The organism is Flexithrix dorotheae DSM 6795 (assembly GCF_000379765.1).
GTDB lineage: Bacteria > Bacteroidota > Bacteroidia > Cytophagales > Flammeovirgaceae > Flexithrix > Flexithrix dorotheae.
Genome location: NZ_KB903432.1, coordinates 205,331 through 222,976, shown reverse-complemented (window position 1 = coordinate 222,976; position 17,646 = coordinate 205,331). Strand labels below are relative to the sequence as shown.

16 protein-coding genes are annotated in these 17,646 nt (G+C 36.9%); 8 read left to right on the top strand and 8 right to left on the bottom strand.

What is annotated here, in order from left to right; genetic code table 11:
* The first annotated feature begins 152 nt into the window (after positions 1–152).
* Together A3EM_RS0108220 and A3EM_RS0108215 are read left to right on the top strand one after the other, a co-directional pair.
* Positions 153–2,870: a DUF1553 domain-containing protein gene (locus tag A3EM_RS0108220; RefSeq protein ID WP_020527714.1), complete on the top strand. Its 2,718-nt coding sequence runs from the start codon at positions 153–155 to the stop codon at positions 2,868–2,870.
* A 64-nt stretch (positions 2,871–2,934) separates the two neighbouring features.
* Complete coding sequence (locus A3EM_RS0108215) at positions 2,935–4,398, top strand: DUF1501 domain-containing protein (protein ID WP_020527713.1); 1,464 nt, start codon at positions 2,935–2,937, stop codon at positions 4,396–4,398.
* Positions 4,399–4,408: 10 nt separating this feature from the next.
* Here the strand turns inward: A3EM_RS0108215 and A3EM_RS0108210 are convergent, their stop codons facing one another.
* Positions 4,409–5,023, bottom strand: coding sequence for a hypothetical protein (locus A3EM_RS0108210; protein WP_020527712.1), 615 nt, complete (start codon positions 5,021–5,023; stop codon positions 4,409–4,411).
* A complete protein-coding gene (locus A3EM_RS0108205; protein ID WP_020527711.1) occupies positions 5,020–6,024 on the bottom strand; it encodes a phosphotriesterase family protein in 1,005 nt (334 codons plus the stop codon). The genes A3EM_RS0108210 and A3EM_RS0108205 overlap by 4 nt, the downstream gene beginning before the upstream one ends.
* 93 nt (positions 6,025–6,117) lie before the next feature.
* Between A3EM_RS0108205 and A3EM_RS0108200 the strand changes: the two genes are divergently transcribed.
* On the top strand, positions 6,118–7,371 hold the full coding sequence (locus A3EM_RS0108200) for a hypothetical protein (protein ID WP_020527710.1): 1,254 nt from the start codon (positions 6,118–6,120) through the stop codon (positions 7,369–7,371).
* Between the two features lie 77 nt (positions 7,372–7,448).
* Here A3EM_RS0108200 and A3EM_RS0108195 read toward each other — a convergent pair whose 3' ends face one another.
* The 4 genes from A3EM_RS0108195 to A3EM_RS41845 form a co-directional block, all read right to left on the bottom strand.
* On the bottom strand, positions 7,449–8,024 hold the full coding sequence (locus A3EM_RS0108195; RefSeq protein WP_020527709.1) for a DJ-1/PfpI family protein: 576 nt from the start codon (positions 8,022–8,024) through the stop codon (positions 7,449–7,451).
* 250 nt (positions 8,025–8,274) lie between these two features.
* On the bottom strand, positions 8,275–8,658 hold the full coding sequence (locus tag A3EM_RS0108180) for an MmcQ/YjbR family DNA-binding protein (RefSeq protein ID WP_020527707.1): 384 nt from the start codon (positions 8,656–8,658) through the stop codon (positions 8,275–8,277).
* Between the two features lie 96 nt (positions 8,659–8,754).
* A complete protein-coding gene (locus A3EM_RS41850; RefSeq protein ID WP_020527706.1) occupies positions 8,755–9,402 on the bottom strand; it encodes a YceI family protein in 648 nt (215 codons plus the stop codon).
* Positions 9,403–9,633: 231 nt separating this feature from the next.
* On the bottom strand, positions 9,634–10,314 hold the full coding sequence (locus tag A3EM_RS41845) for a YceI family protein (RefSeq protein ID WP_020527705.1): 681 nt from the start codon (positions 10,312–10,314) through the stop codon (positions 9,634–9,636).
* A gap of 333 nt (positions 10,315–10,647) precedes the next feature.
* Between A3EM_RS41845 and A3EM_RS41840 the strand changes: the two genes are divergently transcribed.
* The 5 genes from A3EM_RS41840 (at position 10,648) to map (ending at position 15,735) form a co-directional block, all read left to right on the top strand.
* Positions 10,648–11,355: a hypothetical protein gene (locus A3EM_RS41840; RefSeq protein WP_020527704.1), complete on the top strand. Its 708-nt coding sequence runs from the start codon at positions 10,648–10,650 to the stop codon at positions 11,353–11,355.
* Positions 11,356–11,480: 125 nt separating this feature from the next.
* Complete coding sequence (locus A3EM_RS0108155) at positions 11,481–11,930, top strand: SRPBCC family protein (protein ID WP_020527703.1); 450 nt, start codon at positions 11,481–11,483, stop codon at positions 11,928–11,930.
* A 111-nt stretch (positions 11,931–12,041) separates the two neighbouring features.
* Positions 12,042–13,253, top strand: a complete 1,212-nt coding sequence (locus A3EM_RS0108150; protein WP_020527702.1) for a hypothetical protein — start codon at positions 12,042–12,044, stop codon at positions 13,251–13,253.
* Between the two features lie 35 nt (positions 13,254–13,288).
* A complete protein-coding gene (locus A3EM_RS0108145; protein ID WP_020527701.1) occupies positions 13,289–14,869 on the top strand; it encodes a hypothetical protein in 1,581 nt (526 codons plus the stop codon).
* A gap of 104 nt (positions 14,870–14,973) precedes the next feature.
* Positions 14,974–15,735 carry a type I methionyl aminopeptidase gene (map, locus tag A3EM_RS0108140; protein WP_020527700.1) on the top strand — a complete coding sequence of 254 codons (762 nt, stop codon included), beginning with the start codon at positions 14,974–14,976 and terminating at the stop codon, positions 15,733–15,735.
* Positions 15,736–15,740: 5 nt separating this feature from the next.
* Here the strand turns inward: map and A3EM_RS45625 are convergent, their stop codons facing one another.
* Both A3EM_RS45625 and A3EM_RS0108130 read right to left on the bottom strand, forming a co-directional pair.
* Positions 15,741–16,487: a L,D-transpeptidase family protein gene (locus A3EM_RS45625; protein ID WP_020527699.1), complete on the bottom strand. Its 747-nt coding sequence runs from the start codon at positions 16,485–16,487 to the stop codon at positions 15,741–15,743.
* A gap of 30 nt (positions 16,488–16,517) precedes the next feature.
* Positions 16,518–17,567 carry a glycosyl hydrolase gene (locus A3EM_RS0108130; protein ID WP_020527698.1) on the bottom strand — a complete coding sequence of 350 codons (1,050 nt, stop codon included), beginning with the start codon at positions 17,565–17,567 and terminating at the stop codon, positions 16,518–16,520.
* Positions 17,568–17,646 lie beyond the last annotated feature (79 nt).

Genomic DNA, 17,646 nt, shown 5'->3' with positions numbered 1-17,646 from the left:
GGCTTTAATTCTACAAAAAACCATGAATTATAGCCAAATAAGGATGATTTGATACGGATATAACAGTATTTGATACGGCCAGACCAGCCCAATTTAGGAATTCAGACTATCTTCAAGCTTTCTAAAATTACTAACAAGCTATCAGATAAAGTATGAAGCGTATTCGGTACAAACTACTTTCCCTTATCGGATGTTGTGTTTTCCTTTTTCAGTTTATTTCGTGCCAGGAAGACAAAATTAGTTTTAATAAAGAAATCCGGCCTATTTTAAATAAAAACTGTATTAGTTGCCATGGAGGTGTAAAACAATCAGGCGGGTTTGGAATGGTGTTCCGGGAAAATGCCCTGAAAGAAACGGAATCCGGAGTAATGGCCATTGTGCCGGGAGAACCCAATAAAAGTGAGATCATTAAACGTATAAGGCATCATGATCCTGAATTGAGAATGCCTTTGGAAGCTGAACCACTGAAAGAAGAAGAAATTGAACTTATCGAAAAATGGATAGCACAAGGTGCAGAATGGGAGGAGCACTGGGCTTTCATTCCACCCAAATCTATACAGCCTCCTGCAATCGATTCTCCCTGGGTTAAAAATGAGATTGATCAGTTTGTTATGAAGAAACTGGTAGATAATCAAATTACCCCATCTAAAGTTGCTGATCCATATACGCTAATCAGAAGACTTAGCCTGGATATAACTGGTCTTCCTCCCACTCAGGATCAGGTTAATCGCTTTTTAGCAGATTCTACCTACCAAAATTATGAAAGATTAGCTGATGAGATGTTAAACTCTCCAAAGTATGGGGAGCATTGGGCAAGCATGTGGCTGGATCTGGCCAGATATGCAGATTCCAGAGGATATGAGAAGGATTCTTACCGAAGTATCTGGCAGTACCGGGACTGGGTAGTAAAGGCTTTTAATAGTGATATGCCTTTCGATCAGTTTACCATTGAGCAATTGGCTGGGGATTTATTACCAAACCCCAGTATTGACCAGTTAATAGCCACTGGTTTTCATCGGAATTCTGTCAGTAATGATGAAGGGGGATCCGATAATGAAGAGTTCAGGGTGGCCTCAGTGATTGATCGTGTAAATACTACCTGGGAAGTTTGGCAGGGAATTACCATGGGTTGCGTCCAGTGTCACAGCCATCCTTACGATCCCATTAAACTGGAAGAATTTTATACCAGTTATGCTTTTTTCAATAACTCTACTGATGGAGACCTGCCTCATGACCTCCCTCAATTAAGAACTTTTGAAGGAGAAGACTCTACTGATTTGGAAGAAATCAAAAGCTGGATTGTAAAAAATGCTAATGAAGAAGAATCCAATAAATGGGAAAGAATCATTCGAACTAAAGAGCCTATGATTCGCCCACTACTCTTTTCTGATTTTGATAATGTGAGTTTTCAAAACAGAGGAGATCAGGATTTTATGGTTGTATTGGGTGGTGCTTTTATAAAGTTATCCGATGTAGATTTAAGTAAAACCGCTCAGGTTTATTTACAATATTATAGAAACGATAAGGAGCCAGCAGAAGTAGTTGTACGAAAAGATAGTGTAAATGGGGAAAAAATAGGAGAATTTGAATTAGGCTATGCCAGAGGTTGGGGAAATTTAACTTTATCGGGAACGGAAATTCTACAATCAAATGAGACAACGGATCTTTATTTGGTTTTTGAGGGAGAAAAAAATGAATATAAATGTACTGTAGATGGTATTTTACTCACTGAAAGTTTACCAGGGAAAAATTTAGAGGGTTATCAGCACATCCAGGCCATGGTAGATTCTCTACTAATTAAAAAGGGTGGGAAATCTACTGCAATAGTTTGTGAGAATCCTGAAAAGTTTCAGCGAAAAACCCATGTTTTTATGCGTGGAAACTGGATGGTGACCGGACAGGAGGTTACCCCTGCTGTACCGGGAATTTTTGACAGCATTCCAGCGAATAAAACAGCTAACCGATTAAGCTTTGCCCAATGGCTGGTGGATGGAAATAACCCCTTAACTTCCAGGGTAATTACCAACAGGTTTTGGAATAAAATTTTCGGAAAAGGAATTATTAGTTCTGTGGAAGATTTTGGAGCACAGGGAGAAGCACCCTCTCATCCCGAATTGCTGGACTGGCTGGCTTTAAAGTTTTCCGATGATTACCAATGGAGTGTAAAAAAGCTTGTTAAACTGATCGTAATGTCCAATACCTACCGGCAATCCTCTTCGGTATCTCCTGAGTTGTTGGAAAAAGATCCCAATAATGTTTTTCTGGCCAGAGCTCCTAGAGTAAGGCTATCAGCAGAGCAAGTGAGAGATCAGGCTTTAATGGCTTCAGGATTACTAAGTGATAAAATGTATGGCCCAAGTGTAATGCCTACGCAACCTGAAGGTGTATGGCAGGTAGTTTATAGTGGACTTTCCTGGAAAACTTCTGAAGGAGAAGACAAATACCGAAGAGGGTTGTACACTTATTTAAGAAGATCGAGCCCCTACCCTTCTTTTATCACTTTCGATGCCTCCAATAGGGAATTTTGCCTATCGAGAAGAATCCGAACAAACACACCACTTCAGGCATTGGTTACCCTGAATGATTCAGTTTATTTCGAAACGGCTCAGGTATTGGCCAAAGAAATGCAAAACACTTCCGCAGAATTAAAAGAACAGCTTGAACATGGTTATCAAAAATTATTGTTTAAACCATTAACTAAAGAGAAAAGTCAAATTTTAGAAACCTTATTCCATGAAACTTACCAGTATTATGAGGAAAATAATGAGGAAGCCAAAATTGTGACTGGAACAGATGATATCCAATTGGCAGCACTCATCATTGTAGCCAATTCTCTGATGAACCTGGATGAAGTGATTGTAAAAAGCTAACCAAAGCATAAAAAATAAACTATAGAAAATCAGGCCTTTGCGCCACTTAAAATATTAAACAAAAATGAAATTATTTGAAGAAGCCAAACAGAAACATCTACAACTCAATACCAGAAGATATTTTCTGAAACAAAGTATGGCAGGTTTGGGAGGCCTGGCTTTAAGTTCACTATTTGGTTCAGGAGACGTATTCGGCAAAACTAAAGTCAACACAGGATTTGATACTTTCCCCAATTTTGTCCCTAAAGCCAAACGGGTAATTTACCTGCATATGGCTGGTGGACCTTCTCAACTAGAGTTATTCGATTATAAGCCTAAGCTCAAAGAATTGCACGGAAAGGAATGTCCTCAATCACTTTTGGAGGGAAAAAGGTTTGCCTTCATTCAGGGAGTTCCCAAAATGTTGGGACCAATGGCCGAATTCCAGCAATTCGGACAATCCGGTACTTATGTCTCGGATAATTTGCCTTATCTGGCCAATATGGTAGATGATATGACTTTGTTGAAGGCAGTTCATACCGATGAATTCAATCATGCTCCGGCTCAATTATTATTACAAACCGGCAGTCCCAGAGTGGGTAGGCCAAGTATGGGTGCCTGGGTAACTTACGGATTGGGTTCGGAAAATGAAGATTTACCCGGTTTTATGGTTTTGGTTTCAGGAGGAAAAACACCAAGTGCTGGCAAAAATGCCTGGGGAAGTGGCTTTTTGCCTTCGGAATATCAGGGAGTGCAATGTAGAAGCAAAGGTGATCCCATTTTATATGTGTCAAATCCTAATGGCGTAAGCAGAGACATTAGAAGAAAGTCTTTGGATGCCATCAGTGCCATGAATGAGGAGCAATACAAGGAATTCGGTGACCCGGAGATACTCTCCAGAGTAGCCCAATATGAAATGGCTTTTAAAATGCAGGTTTCCGTACCCGATGCCATGGATATCTCCCAGGAACCTGAATATATCCATAAAATGTATGGTACCAAGCCAGGAGAATCAGCTTTTGCCAATAATTGTCTGTTGGCCAGAAGATTAGCAGAAAAAGGAGTTCGCTTTATTCAACTTTACGATTGGGGTTGGGATACGCACGGAACTGGAAAAGATGTTTCCCTAACCGATGGATTTAGAGACCGGTGCCGGGATGTGGACCAACCAATAGCCGCTTTATTAAAAGATTTAAAACAGAGGGGCCTATTAGATGAAACGCTCGTGGTTTGGGGAGGTGAATTTGGAAGAACGCCCATGCAGGAAAACAGGGGAGGCAAAGAATGGAAGTTTTACGGAAGGGACCACCATTCCGAAGCATTCACCATGTGGATGGCTGGTGGAGGGTTGAAGAAAGGGTTTTCTTTTGGAGAAACTGATGAAATTGGTTATTACGGTGTAAAGGATCGGGTACATGTACATGATTTGCAAGCTACAATGCTGCATTTATTAGGCATTGATCATGAAAAATTGACTTATCCTTTTCAGGGGAGAAATTTCCGACTGACAGATGTCCATGGGCATGTAGTAAAGAAAATTATTGCTTAAAACCATTATTTCAATTTGTTACAACAATGGAAGTGGTATCGGAAGAAAGTAATTCGGTAAAATGAAAATTTTCAATATGATAGGAATTTAAGATGGTGGTTTCTTTGTAGTTATTTGAAGGACCATCATCCTGAATTCTTTCCTTTTTTATGATTTCTGATTTAAAATAGTCGTTGGAGAAAACACTGGATTCTTCGTATTTTTCATCCAGTTTATAAGTGAGTTCTGCCACTTTCAATACACTTTCCAATACCTCGCTTTTATTAAAAACCAACAAAAACAACTTGTTTTCAGAATGGCTGGCTACAAAATATTCATAGACTAATAATAGGCAAAAGTCCTCCTGTTCTATATATCCATAATGATAGTAATCCAGTTCTCCGGTTGTATTCTGGTTAATTTTAAATGAGGAATCCTCTTTAATGTAAGCATCTAAAATCCTGGCATCAACTGGAACAAATTCCTGAGTAAAAAGCTCCATTTCAGAAAGCTTTATGGTGATGATATCTCCTGAAAATTGCTTTCCCTTACTTTTTATTTGAGTACATAAATCTTCCTGCTTAATATCCTGAGAGAACGAAAAATTAATCAAATAGAGAATAGAAATTAAATAACTGAATATCATTGTTTTACTTTTCTAATACGAATCCCAAAAGCTTCCTGCGGATTTTTTTGAGTGAGCAAATTTATTTCATCCTGAGAAAACCCATTTTCCACCAGAGCTTTTAGGAAAACTTTGGAAATGGCATCATAAGGACGGATAGCTTTACCCCGGGGAAAGGAATTGCCATCGTGTGAGATTAGCACATTAGCCAATAATCCCTCTGCTTTTAAATCCTTCAATAATTTAAGGTGATGATTCAATGTTTCTGAATCAGCTTTTACTCCATCCAGGGAAATCCAGGCACCTTTTTTTGCTGTTTCAATTATTACAGCAGAATTTTCCGTTTTATTGGCATGTACCCAAATCCAGGCAGAAGTATGGATTTGGTATTTTTCCAAAATGGCTAATTGCCTGGTCACTGCTTCAGGGTTATTTCCGGTGTGTACGGCCATGGTTAATCCGGTTGCCAAATGCGTTATGGCTCCTGCTTCGAATAATTTCAGATCAATTTCGGAAGGAGTTCCATCATCAAAGGCCAGTTTGATAAATCCGGGTTTTACTCCAGTACCCTCAATACCCTTTTCAAATTCATCAATCCAGATTTTGGCAATTTCTTCAGCTGACTTTTCGAAGGCAAATTGGGGAATATACTTGTCATTGGCAGCCCCATAAATCCCCGTATTGGTAATAATTTGCATGCCTGAGGAATCTGAGAGTACCTTTAAAAGTTTTACATTTCTGCCAAAATAAGCCGCTGTACAATCAAAAATAGATTTTACACCTAACCTATTCACTTCTTTAAGATAAGGAACCACCTGAGCAAATAATTTAGCTTCATCATAACTATCCGCTTTTTCTATAGCCGCCCCAAAGTTGGACATTACATGCTCATGAGGCAATGCAAAACCCAAATCCTCTACTGGAATTTGACCATTTACCGTATTAATCGATATTGGTTGGTCAGGTTCAGAGGTATTTTGGCAGGAAAAGAGGAAGAGGAAAATTAATGGGATTAGTTTCATATTTACAAAAAATAGCACGGTGGTTTAATTTATAGTGTCATTGGAAAATATTTAATATGTTTGTGATTATGAAACTTTACCTATTTTTATTAAATGGTCGCCAAAATAAAGTTCGAAAAAAAACAAAATATCGAAATTCTGTTAAACAGACTGCGAATTATTTCATCAATTGATGATAAATTTAATGTGAACTATAATCTCTTTGAATATGAAAAATTATTTTGGCAATTTCTAGTGATTTTAGACTTAGGTAACACGTTAAGTTCCGATTCGAAAAAAAAGATTCTGAATAAAACTTTTGAAATGATTGTGAAAAATCAAAATTTCGAAAAAACCTATTTTATTAATGAATTAAATCAACAAATAACGAAACATAATCTTAGAAAAATAAAATCCTTTTACATATTAACTTCAATTTCCATTACAAACCTTCCTTTTAGAAAACTTGAAGTTGCAAATAGTACAATCCGAATTCATGGAAAAAGTTTTCCTAATAAGTTTTTAAAATATAGAAATGAAGGTTTAAAAAAGTCTCATTTTTTAAGTGACAATAACTATTCAAAACTATCCATTCATGTTAGTTCAAAGAACCATGATGATGCATTTCAAAAAGCTAATTATGCTTTAGAAATTTTTCGTTCCTTTTTATGCTTACTCCTCAATTCCACAATAGAAATCAGAAAAGGAAATAATTCGTTAGATCCTATTAATAAAGTAATTCAAGGGAATGTAACCACAATTCATGAAGAAGATGGAAATTTAGCTCCAAATAGTACTTGCTGGTATTTTCCTGATTTTAAAGAAAGGAAAATATTAATTTTAGATAAGAAAAAGAAGCAAGAAATTAAAAAAAACATCAAATGGTTAATTTTTAATTTCCAAAATTGCAACCCAAAACATCAAGAAAAATTAGGCTTGGCCTTAAATTATTATGTAAACGCATTTGATGAAAAGAATAAATTTATTTGCTTTCTTAAATCTTGGACAGTACTTGAAATATTAACTAACACTGACAATAATGATATTTTAATGAATAGATGTATTTCAATGTTTAATGAAGATGTCAAGGCACATCATAAACAAATATTAGAATGTTTAAGATTATTTCGAAATGAATATGTTCATGAAGGAGATAAAGAATTAAATCCATTAGTAGCATGTTTTTATGCTCAAACATTTATTTATAAGCTGATCATTCATTTCAACCTAAAATATTCAGGGTTTTTCAAAAATATTCAAGAAGCTAATCTTTTTTTAGATAGTCATTCCTCTCATTTAAGGGAGCTTGAAACCAAGAAAAAGATTTTAGATCGGGTAATTAAAAAGAAAAAATTTAAGATGCCGTAGTCATTTTAATAAAAAAACCGACCACAATCAAGCTGTAGCCGGTTAATTAAGTTAATCATCCAAATTAGAGTCTTTTTCTAAATCTCAATTTTTGCACCCAATACTTCTAAAAATTCCCTAATAAAATTCGCATGTCCCGGCCAGGCAGGTGAGGTCACTAAATTGCCATCTACCACTGCTCCGTTAACCTCCACTTCCACATATTTTCCCCCTGCCAAAGTCACTTCCGGAGCAACCGCTGGATAACAGGTGAGTTTTCTGTCTTTCACCACATTGGCTGCGGTGAGAATCTGGATACCATGGCAAACCGCTGCCACCGGAATGTTATTTTTGAAGAAATGCTGCACCAATTCAATTACGCCATTATTAAGTCTCAAATATTCAGGCGCCCTTCCTCCGGCAATCACCAACCCTACATAATCATCATAATCTACATCAATAAAATTATAATTGAGTTGGAAAAGGTGACCTGGTTTTTCGGTATAGGTCTGGTCTCCTTCAAAATCGTGAATGGCTGTTTTGATAAATTCCCCTTTTTTCTTGTCGGGGCAAACTGCATGAACTTCATAGCCCACCATTTCCAGCATTTGGAAAGGAACCATGGTTTCATAATCCTCAGCAAAATCACCAGTTAAAAAAAGAATTTTCTTCATCTTCTGTTACTTTTTTGGTTAAATAAGTTTTCAAAATCAGGGGAAATGAAACGGAAAGCCTCATTTCCTGATCGTTAGTAAAAAATTTAATGTATGCTTTTCAGGTAGGTAAACAACAGGAGCAATTCTTAAAAACACAGGTATTTGCTCCATTGCTCAATAAAATCAGTTCTTGAACTTATATTGCCAGTAAGTTGCTCTATAAAATTAACTATTTCTTGCCAAATTACCTTTTTACAGTAGAAAATTTTCACTTGTTTTTAAGCTCATCTTGTGTTTTTTTCGGCATTCCGGCCACTACTATTTCATAAGAATGATCAATTAACGCCTTTATCAAAACATCACTTAAAGAACCATCCATATAAAGAGAATTCCAGTGTTTTTTACTTTGGTGCCAGCCTGGCTGAATTGCCGGGTATTTTTCCCGTAACTCAATGGCTTTTTCGGGTTCACATTTCAGGTTGATAAAATGAAATGGGGGTACGAGTTCCTGCCCCATTTTAAATTCCTCCACATTGGCCAGGGCAAACATTTTACCCATTACTTTCATCCAAACAGACTCTCCCTTAAAAGGATAATCTTCTGTAACCCCCTTTTTTGCCAGGCAGTAGCTACGGAAACTTTCAAATGTCATCTGCAAAGAAATTTTTGATTTTAATTTAACAAATTAGAAATAAAAAAAGCAATGATTCGAAAACCATTGCTCCAATTTTCTGATAACTGAATATGCTTAAGATGCTGATTTTTTGGAAACTAAATCGAAAGAAACATCGAACTCATCGTCAATGGCCTTATCTCCCCATTTTTCCAAACCAGAGTGAAACATCATATCCCAGTTGGTTCGGTCCAGCCTGAATTCAGCAGAAGTTTTGATATTACTTCCCTCCTCAGAAATTTTTACGGGAATAGAAATTTCCTTGGTGATCTTTTTGATCGTTAAAGTTCCATTTAAAGTATGGGTTGCGCCATTCTCCCCACCCTTGGTGGAGCTGGTAATTACAAACTCAGCAGTCGGACTAATTTCAACACCAAAAAAATCAGTAGATTTTAAATGACCGGTAAGTTTTTTCTGACTTTTAGGATTGTCTTTTAAATCTTCTACATAAATGGTTTTCAGGTTAATTGTAATATTTCCGGAAGTAACTAATCCATTTTCCATTTTAAATTCACCTGAGGCTATATCAATAGTACCATTGTGTTTTCCGGTGATTTTTGCCGCTTTCCAGTTTATTTTACTTCCCGATGCAAATTCATAAGTACCATCTGCAAAGGCTATTGCTTCTGTGGTGGATGCAGGAATATCTGGTTGGTTAAATGCCACCAACAAACTTGTTATTATCAGGGCAATTGAGGATTTGAAAAAATTAGATTGGGTCATTATGAATTATAGTTTTAGTTAAAAATTTCCTCTTTTGGGTATAAGGCACTGCAATCCGTTATAAGCAGAAAATTCCCAAAAATACAGCTAATTTACCTTCTGTGGTAAACAAATACTTTTGGGGAACAATTCACTAGTCTAAAAAGTGCGAAATAATTCAAAGGAATAAAAAAAGCCTTTTCAGGAAATCTGAAAAGGCTTTTCGAAATTGTATTTAAAACTTCCTTCAAATTACATCGCTGTTTTTGAAGCAGTTAAATCAAATTCTACATCAAACTCATCATTGATGGTTTTATCACCCCACTGCTCGAAACCTGAATGGAACATCATATCCCATTTTGTTCTGTCTAATTTAAATTTTGCTGAGGTTTTAATCGCATCACCTTCTTGAGAAATAGTTGCCGGAATAGCAACTTCTTTTTTAATCTCCTTAATAGTAAGCGTACCATTTAAAGTATGGGTAGCATCTGCTTCGGCACTTTTTTCAACAGAAGTAATTTCTAAAGTAGCTACCGGGCTTAATTCTACATTAAAGAAATCCGCAGACTTCAAGTGATTGGTTAATTTGGTTTGCATCTCTTCTTTTCCCTCCAAATCGATTACATAAATAGAATTTAAATCTAATTGGATTGTACCAGATGAGATACTTCCGTTAGAAACAGTGAAAGAACCTTCTGATAAATCCACAGTACCATTATGTTCTCCGGTAATTTTCGTTGCATGCCAATTTACCTTACTATTTTCAGTATCGAATGCATAAGTCCCATCTACAAGTGAAGAAGCATCCTTTTCTTCCACCATTTCAGCTGCTGCAGGGGCTTCCTCAGTGGTTTCTCCACTTTTTTTGCCACTACAGGCAATTACAAAAATTGAAATAAGGGCGACAAATGAGAATTTTAGTGCTTTAAACATGATTGCAATGATTAATAATTAAAGATTTAAAACTGTTAGTTGTACTAAAGGTAGAATGAAGATACAAGTTTAAGGGTTAATTCTATCTATTCAAATAATAAATGTATTAGTTCGGCAATAAATTCGAATACAATTGAGCCTTAAACACTTTTTTAAAGGTTAACTTTCCGACTTAACTAATTTTTAAGATACTTTGTTCAAAAAAATGATAACTCTACAGAATAGTTGGTGTCTTTTGAATAGGTAGCTTTTTTTCTAGTATACACCTGAATAACCGTAAACCTCTTTTTGAACAGAAGCTAATTTTTTACATCATAATTTAAAAATATAAAAATGAATTCTAACAAATTAACTAAAATCTTTTTTTGGGGTGTTGCCCTCATCTTAGCGCTTTCCTTTACTGGAGATAAAAGTTCAGTATGTTACAAGCAAAACTTTAAATCAAAAAAATCCCTTAATGACTTTGAATTTTCCCAGCCGGAAAAATGGTTGTTATCGGAAGGAAAAAAAGGATATGCACTCGAATTTACCGGAAAAAGTGAAGGTTATAAACCTCCTCACAGATCTCCTCATACGATTGGATTGATAAAAGAGAAAAAGTTCAAAAACTTCACACTTGATGTGGACTTAAGACAAACAGGTAAAGAATACGGTCACCGGGATATGTGCATATTTTTTGGATTTCAGGATCCTGCCCATTTCTATTATGTACATATAGCCACCAAAACTGATGATCATGCCAATAATATATTTATAGTTGATGGGGCGCCCAGAACAAAGATTTCTACCAAAACCAATGAAGGAAATGATTGGGGCAAAAATGAAGACTGGAATCATGTTCGGGTAGTGAGAGAAGTGGAATCGGGTAAAATCGAAATTTACTTTAAGGATATGGAAACCCCAATCATGACAGCCACCAATGCTAAATTTGGAGAAGGAGCAATTGGTTTTGGTTCTTTCGATGATTCAGGTATGATAGACAACATCCAGATTGTAAGTGATGGTTGTGTGGATACTGAGTCAAACTTTTTCCCAAACTAGGGAAAAAGTTTTTGTTTGATCGAAGTTTTCCTGTGTTATTTCAGATATCTCCCCCATAGTTTTCAATAAACCAGGGGAAATTTTTATATTGAATAGAAATTTTCCCTGGCTTCAAATGAAAAACCATGCACTACACCAATGAAGTAATCATAGAAGTACCCATCGAAAAAGTCATTTCCCTATTTGATAATCCCGACAATTTAAAAAAATGGCAGCCCGGTCTTCAAAGTTTTGAGCACATTAGCGGAGATTATGGCCAGCCAGGAGCAAAATCGAGGTTAAAATACATGATGGGAAAGCGGGAAATCGAGATGATTGAAACCATAATTACCCGAAATCTGCCACAGGAATTTACGGGAACTTACGAAACCAAAGGCGTTTTTAATAAAGTAAGCAATAAATTTATTCCTATTGAAGGTAATAAAACAAAATACATAGCAGAAAATGAATTTCAGTTCACCGGTTTAATGATGAAGCTATTTGGATTTTTCATGCCCGGAGCATTTAAAAAACAATCTCAGGAATACCTCGACTTGTTCAAAAATTTTGCAGAAAAAGAAGCTGCAAACAACTAAAATTTATTTTTCCTCATTTCTTTATTTACAGTATAAAATCTTATTGTATTAGAATTCGCACTGTTTTAAGTGGATTTTTCCTAAATTTAAAAAACAGTACAAGAGTAACCAATGGAAGCCAGTATAACTCAACCCGAAAATAAACAAGAGAATGTTTCACTGGGGAAATATCATATGCCCTGGTATATTTATTCAGCGGTGATTGCCACTACCTGTATTATCACTGGATTAATCTGGGATATTTCCTGGCACATAAGTATTGGCCGTGACGGACTTTTTTCTCCGCCCCATATCCTCATGTATATTGGAGGTATTTTGGCAGGGTTTGGTGGAGGTTATCTGATGATTAAAACTACATTTTTTGGCACTAAAGAAGAAAGAGCTGCTTCTGTCTGGTTTTGGGGTTTCCGATCTCCTCTAAGTGCCCTCTTTTTGGTTTGGGGAGCTTTGGCCATGATGACTTCCGCCCCTTTTGATGACTGGTGGCACAATGCCTACGGACTGGATGTGAAAATTTTAAGCCCGCCTCATGCTGTGTTGGCCCTTGGAATGGTAATGGTTCAACTTGGTGGGGTAATGCAATTGTTAACCTACCAGAACCGGCTACAATATTCGAAAAAAGACACTCCTGAAATGGAAGGTAAAATTCAGCTTTCCAGGATTTTGTATATTTACACAGTAGGCATGTTGCTGGCTATCCTGTTCATTTTGTCTTCGGAATATTTAAACCCAAATTATGCACATGCCTCTATTTATTACAAAATTGGCTGTGTAATTTTTCCCCTGATTTTGGTAGCAGCCTCTAAAGCTTCCAAATTAAAATGGCCAGCTACCACAGCAGCAGCATTTTATATGGGAATTAACATGTTCATGCTGTGGGTTTTACCATTATTCCCTGCCGAACCAAAACTAGGTCCAATCATTAACCAGATTACCCATTATGTACCTTACAAGTTTCCCCTTTTATTAATCGTTCCATGCTTTTTTATAGACTTATCCTTTCAAAAAATAAATAAACAAGCCGTAAATGACTGGTGGGCAGCTTTAATAATTGGTTTGGTTTTCTTTTTCAGTTTTTTAATCACACAATGGTTTTTTGCCGAATTTATGTTTACTCCTTACGCTGCTAATTGGTTTTTTGCTGGTGATGCTTTAGGATACAACTGGAATCCTGATTGGGAACACAGATATGCATTTTACCCCTGGCTGGAGGATAGCAACCTGACCCTGATCATTGGATTGGTTGTGGCTGCTACCTTATCCGTAATTTTTTCCCGTATCGGCTGCTGGTGGGGTAACTGGATGAGCAAAGTACAGCGATAATCAAAAAAATTCTTTCAATAATTCCACAGAAAAACATGCGGAAAATATTAATTTACCCAATATTATTGGCCATTTACTTTTTAAATGCTGCTCATATTGGAAGTCCTAACATCGTATTTGAGGGAAGTGCAGGAGAATATCCAGTTTTAGTCAGTATATTACCTCCTGAAGTGGTCCCAGGCACAGCTCAGGTTTCTGTCAGGGTAATGGATAAAGAAGCCAGGGAAGTATTTTTACAGGCTGTATATTACCGATATGGAGATGAGAAGGCTCCTTCAGCAGATCCAACCGAAAAAGTTCCTGGAGATGATGAATTATTTACAGGCCAGCTTTGGCTGATGAGTCATGGCTCAGCCAGTGTGAAAATTATTGTAGAAGGAAATAAGGGAACCGGATCTACAGTTATTCCCGTTCCAGCATTGGCTTCTGCCCAGTTAGAGATGGAATCCGAACTGGAAATTTTGCTAATCATTTTAGGGGCCATTTTATTTATTGGTGGTGCCACAATTGTTGGGGCCAGTGCAGGAGAAGGTATGCTAAAACCGGGAGAAAAACTCACTAGTAAAAAAAGGGTAAAATCAATTTTAATTGGGTGTTTGGCTGCCCTTTTATTGGGCGGAACTATTTATTTTGGGGCAGGTTGGTGGAATAGTGAGGAAAATAAATATCAGCGGTACATGTATCAGCCTGTTGGAATCAATACAGAAATCACAGCAATTGATCATAAAAACAAATTAACTATTCATCTTGATGATAAGGGACATTGGGATAGAAAAGCGGGTGATTTAGTACCTGACCATGGAAAACTCATGCATTTGTTTTTGATTAATCAGGATGAGGGAAAGTCCTTTGCCCATCTTCATCCGCTAAAAGTTGATTCGGTAACTTATGATGTAGTTCTTCCCGATTTACCAGCTGGGAATTATCACGCTTTTGCCGATATTGTTCATTTAAGTGGCTTAAGTGAAACGTTGGTTTCTGAATTCGAAATTCAGGGTGAACCACAAAATGCGGGAATAGGGCTGGTAACTGAAATGAAAGAAAATGAACTTCCCATTGATGCTGATGATACCTGGTATGAATATTCAAAACCAAAAGGGCAAGTCCAGATTTTAGATAATGGAATAAAAGTGAAGTGGGAAAATTCAATTGATAAAAAATTTAAGGTAGATCAGATCGAATCATTAAAATTTTCTTTTGAAAGGGAAAATGGAATGCCAGTGGTTTTAGAACCTTATTTGGGAATGCTCGGGCATTCTGTAGTATTTAAGCAGGATGCTTCTGTTTTTATCCATTTACATCCAATTGGGACCATTTCCATGGCTGCTCAGGAAGCTATAGCCGGAAAAGTAGGAGATGAAGTTTCTTTATGCCTTACACTTGATTCAACCAACTATGATGTGCGGTCCCTGGGATTATTGGATCAGAACCAGGTGACCACCATGCGGGATGATATCCTGAAACTGATGAATGAAAAAGGACTGAGCAATAAGGTTTCTTTTCCTTATGCATTCCCAAAAGCAGGGGATTATCGCATTTGGGTTCAGGTAAAAATAGATGGAGAAATTCTTACAGCAGGATTTGATGTTAAGGTAGAGGAAAAGGAAGCTGGCTAGTACAATAAGTAAAAAATTTTACCAAAGGAAAAAAGTAAGGCCATTTCAGTGGGTTTAATAATTTAGCTATAGAACTTTAATTTAAAATCAACATATTAAAAATTATGTCAATAAAATCAGCACAGGATTTAGACGGGATGAAAAAAGCTTCTGAGGTAGTGGGTGAAGCACTATCTAAAATGCGGGAGTTTGCCAAGCCTGGGGTTTCCACTCTGGAAATAGATGAATATGGTTATCAGATCCTGAATAGTTACGGAGCCAATCCGGCACCAAAAAAAGAATATAATTTCCCAGGATGGAATTGTATCAGTGTGAACAATGAGGCAGCCCATGGCATTCCCTCCAGCCATGTCATCCTGAAAGAAGGCGATTTGGTGAATATTGATGTCTCAGCTGAACTAAATGGTTTTTATGGAGATAATGGAGGCTCCTTTGTTATTGGGAAAGATATTAATAACTTAAATCCTCTGGTAGCTGCTTCCCAGGATATTTTATTGGCAGCCATTGGTAGAATAAAAGGAGGTGTGAAAATTTCTGCTATCGGTGGATTTATTGAAAAGGAAGCCAAAAAAAGGGGATTTACCACGATTAAAAACCTTACAGGACATGGAATTGGAAAAAAACTGCATGATTCCCCCAAAGAATTGCCCTGTTATAAAGACCGATTCAATCTGGAACGGTTCAGAAAAAACAGTGTAATAGCTCTTGAAACTTTTATTTCCACAAAATCGAGATATGTGAGGACAGCAAAGGATGGATGGACCTTATTTACAGAAGATGGCAGTTTTGTGGCTCAACATGAACATACGCTGGTGGTAACCGATAATAAACCAATTATCCTGACTCACAATAATGGAATTGCCTAAAGTTTTTAATTAATAAAATCCTGTAACAAATGAGCTTTCAATTCTTTTGGACCCTGAATTATTACAGGATTTTTTTTCTGATCAAGCCAGTGTCTCAATATTTTAAAATTTTCCTCTGAGATGGCAGTGCAGCCTGCAGTGCCTGTTTTTTCATTTTTCCAGATATGTAAAAAAATCAAACTACCCATTCCGGGGATGTTTTCCCTGTTATGATTGATTTCATAAAGCCATTTGTATTGATTGTCCTTCCTCCGCATGGTTTCAAATGATTTAAAATCAGTAGCTTTTACCTCAGTTGTATCAATCACCTGATTGTAGAAAAGCGAAGCCGGATCATCAATTCCCAAATCATTTTTAGTTAATGTCCTGTAATCCCAATGGACTTTTTCATCAGTTTCAGGCGCATATCCCATAAGCTGGCCTAAAGAAAAAATTCCAGCAGGAGATTTCCCATCTCCTTCCACTTTTTGTATGTAATTATGGTCAAATTGCCTGGTTTTGCCCTTCCCTATCCCAAATCCCTTTTTCCCGATTACTGCCTTGAAACGCCCAGCCTCAATCCAGCCATTTTCATGCTTTTCCAATAAAGTCATTGAGGCCTTAAAATTATTCCAACCCTCAGTTTCTACAAGGATGATTTGTTGAGTAAGTTCTTGGTTTTTAGGTAATAAGGCTTCTTCTTTCTGATTGGATTTCACTTGGGTACATGCCTGAATATTTAGGCATAATAATCCCAAAAGTAATATTTTCATGATATCGATCAAGGTTAATTTATTTCCGTTTTACTCTGCTTTGGGATAATGGGTTTTCAATTCTTCAAAACTCATACACCTTGGATTGTCGTAAAGCAATTTAACAGAATCCGGATCATTTGCTGTCCAGATGTATCTGGCCCAGTCCATAAACCAGACCCATTCAGGTTGTTTTTCCAAAATTTCAGCGGTGGGTAATTTTCCACATTCCCCAATTGCAATTAATTTACCTTCCCCAAGTTCAACCAGTTCATCATGGTGGGATTGGCGGTAATCATTATGATAAATATCCGCTGCCAGAATATCTACATAGTCAAGACCAGGGAAAAAATCTGCATAAGCATAAGCTTCATCATTTTCCAAATCCCGTGGCGCGTTTGGATTCCAAACCCAAATCAGGTTATTTAACTGATGATGATGCACGTATCGGTCATACATCATTTTCCAAAGTTTTTGATATCCCTCCTCTCCAGGACGATTGCCATACCAAAACCAAATTCCATTCATTTCGTGGTAGGGTCTCCACAAAACAGGTACTTTGGCATCTTTTAACTGCTTGAGATAACCTGCAATACTATCTACTTTTTGTTCCCACATTTGGTAATATTCAGTTCCCGGAGTAACAATTTGCTTCCATTCATCATCTGTCACCCTCCCTTTCACACTTTTCTGAAAACCCAGTGAATCATGATCAAAGGGCTTTACCTGATGGTACATCAAGGTAATTATACTTCCTTTTTGGTGTTGCCTAATAGCCTCCTCAACTACGTCTTGCCTTACATTCTTACTTCCAAAATCATAACCTAATAAATCTGAACCCCAAACTGCCGGCAATTTTCCCGTAAAATATTTTACAGAATCAGTCGATCGTAACAGCTCGTGACCATAATTGTGCTGGCCTGTAAGTATCTTTTCACCCTTTATCTGATATAAAAAAGACAATACCGATCTGGCCTCTTCCGAAAGATTGGGGTTCACTGGTTCATTTGCATGGGTTGTAGCTGCAGGTTTTTCCTTCGCACATGAAATTACCACAAGCAAAATAAAAACAATGAAGAAATGTTTGGGGAAAATTTTCATTTTCTAAAATAAGATGATTGGAATGTTGCACCGTAAAAATTAAACTATCCTATTATGGATCATACTTTAAAAGAGACAA

Coding starts and splice junctions, on each gene's coding strand:
- A3EM_RS41845 (WP_020527705.1), bottom strand. CDS start 10,314: ATGTTTAAAGCACTAAAATTCTCATTTGTCGCCCTTATTTCAATTTTT.
- A3EM_RS0108205 (WP_020527711.1), bottom strand. CDS start 6,024: ATGAAACTAATCCCATTAATTTTCCTCTTCCTCTTTTCCTGCCAAAAT.
- A3EM_RS0108150 (WP_020527702.1), top strand. CDS start 12,042: ATGGAAGCCAGTATAACTCAACCCGAAAATAAACAAGAGAATGTTTCA.
- A3EM_RS41840 (WP_020527704.1), top strand. CDS start 10,648: ATGAATTCTAACAAATTAACTAAAATCTTTTTTTGGGGTGTTGCCCTC.
- A3EM_RS0108220 (WP_020527714.1), top strand. CDS start 153: ATGAAGCGTATTCGGTACAAACTACTTTCCCTTATCGGATGTTGTGTT.
- A3EM_RS0108195 (WP_020527709.1), bottom strand. CDS start 8,024: ATGAAGAAAATTCTTTTTTTAACTGGTGATTTTGCTGAGGATTATGAA.
- A3EM_RS0108215 (WP_020527713.1), top strand. CDS start 2,935: ATGAAATTATTTGAAGAAGCCAAACAGAAACATCTACAACTCAATACC.
- A3EM_RS0108130 (WP_020527698.1), bottom strand. CDS start 17,567: ATGAAAATTTTCCCCAAACATTTCTTCATTGTTTTTATTTTGCTTGTG.
- map (WP_020527700.1), top strand. CDS start 14,974: ATGTCAATAAAATCAGCACAGGATTTAGACGGGATGAAAAAAGCTTCT.
- A3EM_RS45625 (WP_020527699.1), bottom strand. CDS start 16,487: ATGAAAATATTACTTTTGGGATTATTATGCCTAAATATTCAGGCATGT.
- A3EM_RS0108180 (WP_020527707.1), bottom strand. CDS start 8,658: ATGACATTTGAAAGTTTCCGTAGCTACTGCCTGGCAAAAAAGGGGGTT.
- A3EM_RS0108200 (WP_020527710.1), top strand. CDS start 6,118: ATGGTCGCCAAAATAAAGTTCGAAAAAAAACAAAATATCGAAATTCTG.
- A3EM_RS0108145 (WP_020527701.1), top strand. CDS start 13,289: ATGCGGAAAATATTAATTTACCCAATATTATTGGCCATTTACTTTTTA.
- A3EM_RS41850 (WP_020527706.1), bottom strand. CDS start 9,402: ATGACCCAATCTAATTTTTTCAAATCCTCAATTGCCCTGATAATAACA.
- A3EM_RS0108155 (WP_020527703.1), top strand. CDS start 11,481: ATGCACTACACCAATGAAGTAATCATAGAAGTACCCATCGAAAAAGTC.
- A3EM_RS0108210 (WP_020527712.1), bottom strand. CDS start 5,023: ATGATATTCAGTTATTTAATTTCTATTCTCTATTTGATTAATTTTTCG.